Origin of the sequence: Nostoc cf. edaphicum LEGE 07299 (assembly GCF_015207245.1) — a bacterium.
GTDB lineage: Bacteria > Cyanobacteriota > Cyanobacteriia > Cyanobacteriales > Nostocaceae > Nostoc > Nostoc edaphicum_B.
The window spans coordinates 1-5,997 of sequence record NZ_JADEXF010000257.1 but is presented as its reverse complement, the minus strand read 5'-3'; the positions used below and the strand labels follow the sequence as shown (position 1 = coordinate 5,997).

General features: G+C 42.3%; 3 protein-coding genes. 1 reads left to right on the top strand and 2 read right to left on the bottom strand.

Annotated elements, in window-relative coordinates; translation table 11 throughout:
* The coding region (locus tag IQ229_RS09795) for a tetratricopeptide repeat protein (protein WP_194043255.1) at nucleotides 1-1,176 on the bottom strand (1,176 nt) is incomplete at its 3' end.
* A complete protein-coding gene (locus tag IQ229_RS09790; RefSeq protein ID WP_194043254.1) occupies nucleotides 1,142-5,146 on the bottom strand; it encodes a two-partner secretion domain-containing protein in 4,005 nt (1,334 codons plus the stop codon). The genes IQ229_RS09790 and IQ229_RS09795, both read right to left, overlap by 35 nt.
* A gap of 367 nt (nucleotides 5,147-5,513) precedes the next feature.
* Here IQ229_RS09790 and IQ229_RS09785 point away from each other — a divergent pair, with 367 nt between their 5' ends.
* Entirely contained in the window at nucleotides 5,514-5,861 is a 348-nt protein-coding gene (locus IQ229_RS09785) for a beta/gamma crystallin-related protein (protein ID WP_194043253.1), read from the top strand.
* Nucleotides 5,862-5,997 lie beyond the last annotated feature (136 nt).

Genomic DNA, 5,997 nt, shown 5'->3' with positions numbered 1-5,997 from the left:
GCCCAGTGCATAAGATTGGGCACGTTCATCGCCGATTATTTTGGCTTGTTGAACGCTAGTTGCCAGAATCTCTGCAATATCTTTTTTGTTTCCAATTGTGGCCAAAGTCTGAGCAAAATTGATCCGTGCATAAATACCAGCTTGATTGGTAGGCAGATTAGGGAATTGAGATTGGATTGTGGGTATTAATAACTTTGCTTCCGTGATGCGTTCGTTTTCGACAAGCAAACTCAGCTGATTAATCAGGGCTTGAACTTTGGCTAGAGGGTTTGGTGCAATTTTGGCAGCATTTTCATAATGAGCGATCGCACCTTTAATATTACTTAACGACCTAGTAGTATTACCGAGGCTAAATTCCGTCAAACTAATTTCTAAAGGCAGTTGCAGACGTTGAGCGATTTCTAAGCTTTGTTGTAAGTTTTTCTGGGATAGCTCTAGTTCGCCTAATTGTTGTAAGACATTGCCAAGCGATCGCAAAGCTGTTATTTTTACAAGTGAGTCAGGTTGGGAAATTAATTGTTGGGATACTTCATTCAATATATCTAAGCTACGGCGGTAAAAACCAGCAACTCGTAGGGCTTGTGCTTGGTTAATCCGGCTGCGCGTTATTCCGGCATTGTCACTTAATTTCTTCCAGATTTGCTCTGCTTGTTGTGATGTTTTCACAGATGCATCAGTTTGTCCCTGTGATAGTTGCAATTCACCCTGAATATTTAGAGTTGGTGCGAGAATTTCTAACAATTCAGATTTTGGATTGTTGACATTTAACTTTTGATTTATCTCATCCCAGCCAAGTAAATTTAAGCTACTGTCAATAGTTGCATAAGCTTCTTTCCACGAGCCGAGTTGCTGGTATACAAGAGAGAGGTTTGTTAGCGCTGCGGCTTGTGCGAGGTTATTGCTTTCTTGTTGATAGGTACGGACAGCTTGTTGTAAAATAATTACGGCTTCAGTAAAGCGTCCAGCTTGATAAAGTGCTTCTCCTTGTTCAAGAAGTGCCTGTGGTTTTGTGGCTGGGGGTTTATTGGTTTGGATGTGAAATCTGTCTGGTGAATTTGTCTGGATTTGTTTAGCAAATGTACTAGGGATAATAGTCAAGAAAACAGCAAGGGTAAATAGGAGTACGAGAGTTACCGCAAATCTAATTACTCGCTTTGGCAGCTGAAATTTTGCCATATTTCACACCTCCCTGAGATACAGGACAGGAAGCAGGTGTTTGCCAAGGGCTGTGGTGGTTGAGTTGAGGAACTTGTGCTACTAGTTTTATATTTCCATTGCGATCGATTACCCAGCCAGAAGCTTCCACAATGGTCGTTGTCGCAGCAATGGGAGTAGTTGAAACTGCTGTTAGTTGTGCCTGAGTCGTTGTATTTGCTAAGTTTTTTGATTTTGGTCTTAATTTCACCCACGCAGACACAGTACTTGAATCTTGTAATGGTTCAGTAGGACTCATGGGTAGTCCACCGCGTCCTGTTGCCACAAATGTATGTTGGAATTGCCGAGTTCCAGGTTTGCAGGCATTGGAAATTTCCCTAGAAGCATCAACTAAATTAATCGGGAGTTCGACTAAGCCGTTACTAGGGTCTACATCAGGTGTGTTGATTTGCACATTGCCGCTTAAATCAGGAGTTGCGCCTTTAGCGGTAATATCGCTTGTGTTTGGCGAAGGTTCTTTTCTAGACTGGATGCCAAAGATGCCTGCAATATTTTTGATGGTGACATTCCCACCACGAAAGTAAGCGGAATCTGCCCTAATGTCGCTATTTTCATTGGGAACAGCAACGATGAAGCCATTTTTGGCATCAATTGTGATGTTACCACCAGTGATATCATAACCACTAGCGTTAGTGGTTATGCTGCTACCTCGACGTAACAATAGTACAGGCGAGTTGAGAAAGATATCTCCACCTCCTCCTGTAGTGTCAGCGCTTATTTTTGCACCGTTGTTAAGATGGATAGAGTCAGCTTGTACTGTAAGATCGCCTGCACTTCCTGAACCAACACTGCTCACAGTTAGTCCACTGGCTGCACCTTGATTGCCTACTTTCGGTTTGCCATATATATCAAGATTGTCAGGGCCGAATTGAGCAAGTCGAGCCAAGTAAGTTGGATCGCTGTCTGTTATTGTCGCACTGTCAGTAGCATTAAGAGTGATGCTACCCGCACCCCCATTACCAGATGCGATGGCAGTCAGTTGTCCACCCGATATTGCATCAATTGTATTCGTATTGATATTAATTGCTCCCCCTGTTCCATTGGCTGTAGTTCGGGCATCTACAACCGCGCCCTTGGAAATACTAAATATATTTGTATTCACTGTTATATTGCCGCCAACTCCAGAAGAATTGGTGCTGGTAAATATACCGCTTGATACTGCATCTACGAACTGTGGAGGAGAATTGTACCTGGGTGGAATATTGTTTTGAAAAAGGTCGGTGGGAGCCACTGTTGTATTAGTCCCAGAGACACTAACTTTATCTGTTGTATCGATGAGGATATTACCAGCTTTTCCTTCTCCAGATGTGACTGTATTCAGTTGAGCGCCATCTGTTAATAAAAGCGATTGGGCTGTGATGTTAATCCCTTGAGCATCTCCAGTTGCCCCTTTTTGTACGGCAGTAGAGATGTCACTGTCAGCCAGGGAAATTGCACCCATAGTCTGCACAGAAATTCCGCCAGCATTTCCTTGTCCTTGAGTGCTAGCAGATATCAAAGATTGATAAGAGGAGACAAATCCTGCTTGGATATCTATATCTCCGGCTTCGCCCTTCCCATTAGCAAAAAGTGTAGTCGTGATAAAGCTCTGGTCTAGAGATAAACCATCCCTGAGATGGATTAATATCTTGCCAGCATTTCCCTCTACTTTCTTCTCCAAATTATTGTCATCACCCACTCCAGTAGCTAAAAAAGAGCCATTTATTAATTGGAGAGATGGCGCATTGATCCTAATATTGCCTCCATTGCCTTTTATCGTGTTATTACTTAGGGTGCAGCCAACGGCAATTAATGAGCAGATTCCAACGTTGCTGAATGCGCTACCCTGATCAAACAATACGCGATCGTCGGCATTAATGGTTATATCTCCAGCATCTCCGTGTTCTCCATTGGCGCTGGCAGCTAAAAAAGATTCATTAGTTACAGAAAGTGCGCCAGTATCGATGATTATACTGCCTGCATTGCCTTCACCTTGGGTGTTGGAAATTAATTGAGCGCCATTCGTTAACGAAAGCGACTCGCTAGTAATTTTGATGTTGCCTCCATCACCTTCTGCTTCTGTGGTATCACCAAAGGGAAGCTGATTGACATCAGTATATACTTTAGCCCCATAATCAAAGGAAATGCGATCGCGGGCATTAATAGTGATATTTCCAGCATTTCCCCGTCCATTGGCGCTGGCAGCTAAGAAAGATTCATTAGTTGCAAAAAGCGAGTTTGTATTGATGGTTATATTGCCTGCATTTCCCACTCCCGAAGTACTGGCAGTCACTTGAGAGTCATTTGTAACGGAAAATGACCCTGTGCTGAAGGTGATATTACCTGCATCTCCTACTCCCGAAGTGCTGGCATTAAGCTTAGAAGCATTGGTTACGGTAAGTAATCCTGTCCTAATGCTGATGTCGCCTCCCTTGCCTCTGGTCGTCACATTGGTATATGCTTGACCTCCCAGATCAAACAATACGCGATCGCGGGCATTAATATTTATATTTCCAGCATCTCCGTTTTGTCCATTGGCCCTGGCATCTAAGAAAGATTCTTTAGCGACAGAAAGTAAGCCAGTGTCAATAGTAATATTACCCGCATTCCCCTCATTTTTAGTGCTGGCATCCAGTTGAGCGCCATTTGTTAAGGAAAGCGACCCGCTAGTAATTTTGATGTCGCCTCCATCACCTTGTACTTGTCTGGTATCACCAAAAAGCTGATTGACATCAGTATATATTTTGGCTCCATTCTCGAAGGAGGCGGTATCGCGGGCATTAATAGTGATATTTCCAGCATCTCCGTTTTGTCCATTGGCGCTGGCTGCCAAAAAAGAGCCTTCAAAAACTGAAAGTGAGTTAGTATTAATAGTGACGTTGCCTGCATTTCCCTCTCCTTTGGTACTGGCTGCTAGAAAGGAGTTATTGCTCAGAGAAAGTGAATCAGCATTGATATTAATATTTCCACTATTGCCCACAGCGTTCTCTAGCACTTGATTGGAAATATTGCTGCTGTCTGCGATCGCAACTATCCCAGTGGCATTAATTTTAATATCTCCCGCCTGAGTTGTGGATGAACCAACGCCTGAAATTCCTGTTATCAGTTGGCTTCCCTCCGATATATTCAAATTTGCTGCATTCACAACAATACTACCACCACTACTTGCAAGTACATTCACTTCAGCTTGATTGGTGAGAGACACATCAGCTTGTGGCACTCCTTGGGGAAAATTCAAACCAAGAAAATCCCCGTTAGAAAAAAGTCCGACGGTGCTTTCTCCTGCTACTCCCCCCAACTCCACACTTCCCGAAGAAGCTACAAGCTTCCCACGATCCATGCTCACATTGCCGCCAACAAGTATTAAACTTTTAGCAGGATTTACCTGTAGATTAGACCTTTCTACCGAAACATTTCCAGCATTGCTCCCGAATTGCAAACCAATAGGGACATTAATAGTTAACAAAGGTGTAGATTGAGGATTTTTTGCACTAAATTCAAATCCATCAGCAAATTTCATACTATTGGCAGATGTGGCAAAAAATGAACCACCAATATTTAACCGAGCATTCTCACCAAAGATAATGCCATTGGGATTAATTAGGAAGAGGTTAGCTGTGCCGTTAGCTCGGATTAAACCTTCAATATTAGAGATAGAATTTCCTGTGACTCGGCTAATAATGTTTTGAATGTTTGCAGGATTGTTAAAAAATGCCTCCGAGCCAGTAGGAATAGAAAAATCTTTAAAGCTATGGAACAGATTACCCCTTGCTTGACTTCCTCCGGTGATTTTGAAGGTGTTGTTCTCTAATGTGACGTTGGAATTATTTGGCAGAGTGCCGTCTGGGGTGATTTGGGCAACTGAGATATTTGCATACAAGGCGATAAACCCACTTCCAATGGCAATTCCTAGACCTTGCAACCAGTCCAAACGCATAGCTTTAAAAGACATTGCACTCTCCTATAGAAAAGGAAATTCAGCTTGGAAGCCTTAATTGATTATTGGTGTCAGGACAATCAACTTATGCATAAGAGAGGATATTACCAAATTGGCACTGCTGAATCAAGTGAATAAAATCATATCACTGCTACCAATTAAAAATTAGAAGGTCAAACTAGCCAAAAACGCCTGATTATTAACAGTGAATAAAACTATGTCACTGCTACCAATTAAGAATCAGGAAGGTTAGTAAGCCGGAAATAACTCTGATTCCCAACAGTGAATAAAATCATGTCACTGCTACCAATTAAGAATCAGAGTCAAGGCAAACAAGCTTAACCTCCAGTTCAAACACAATCTGAAACTCAGGAGAAAAACAATGTCTAACATCAACAACCACGGAGTAAGTATGAACAACATTGAACTTAGTCCACTTTTTCAAGAACTGACATCTGAGCAGGGTGCTGCTATTCAGGGTGGAGCAGCAATGGAATTTTTTGAAGATGTAAACTTTGGAAAAACTACCTCAGGTGTCGTTGGTATTGATTCGTCTTACGTCGGTGATTTTTGGAACGATAAAATATCGTCAATTAAAGTCTACTCCGGTCGATGGGAGTTTTGGACAGATGCCAACTATTCTGGTAGGGTTTTGACATTAGACCCAGGTGAATACGCGTCATTCAATCCAAACACAAACGATGTCTTTTCGTCATACAGGTCCGTATAAAACTTTGGGAGCAGGACGATACTCGTTTGTTGCTAATTATGGTATTCCAAACGACTGGATTAGTTCTCTCAGACGCATATCATAGATTTGACTTCTGTGCATCCGTTCTAGGAAGTTTGATTAGATAGTAAAATAG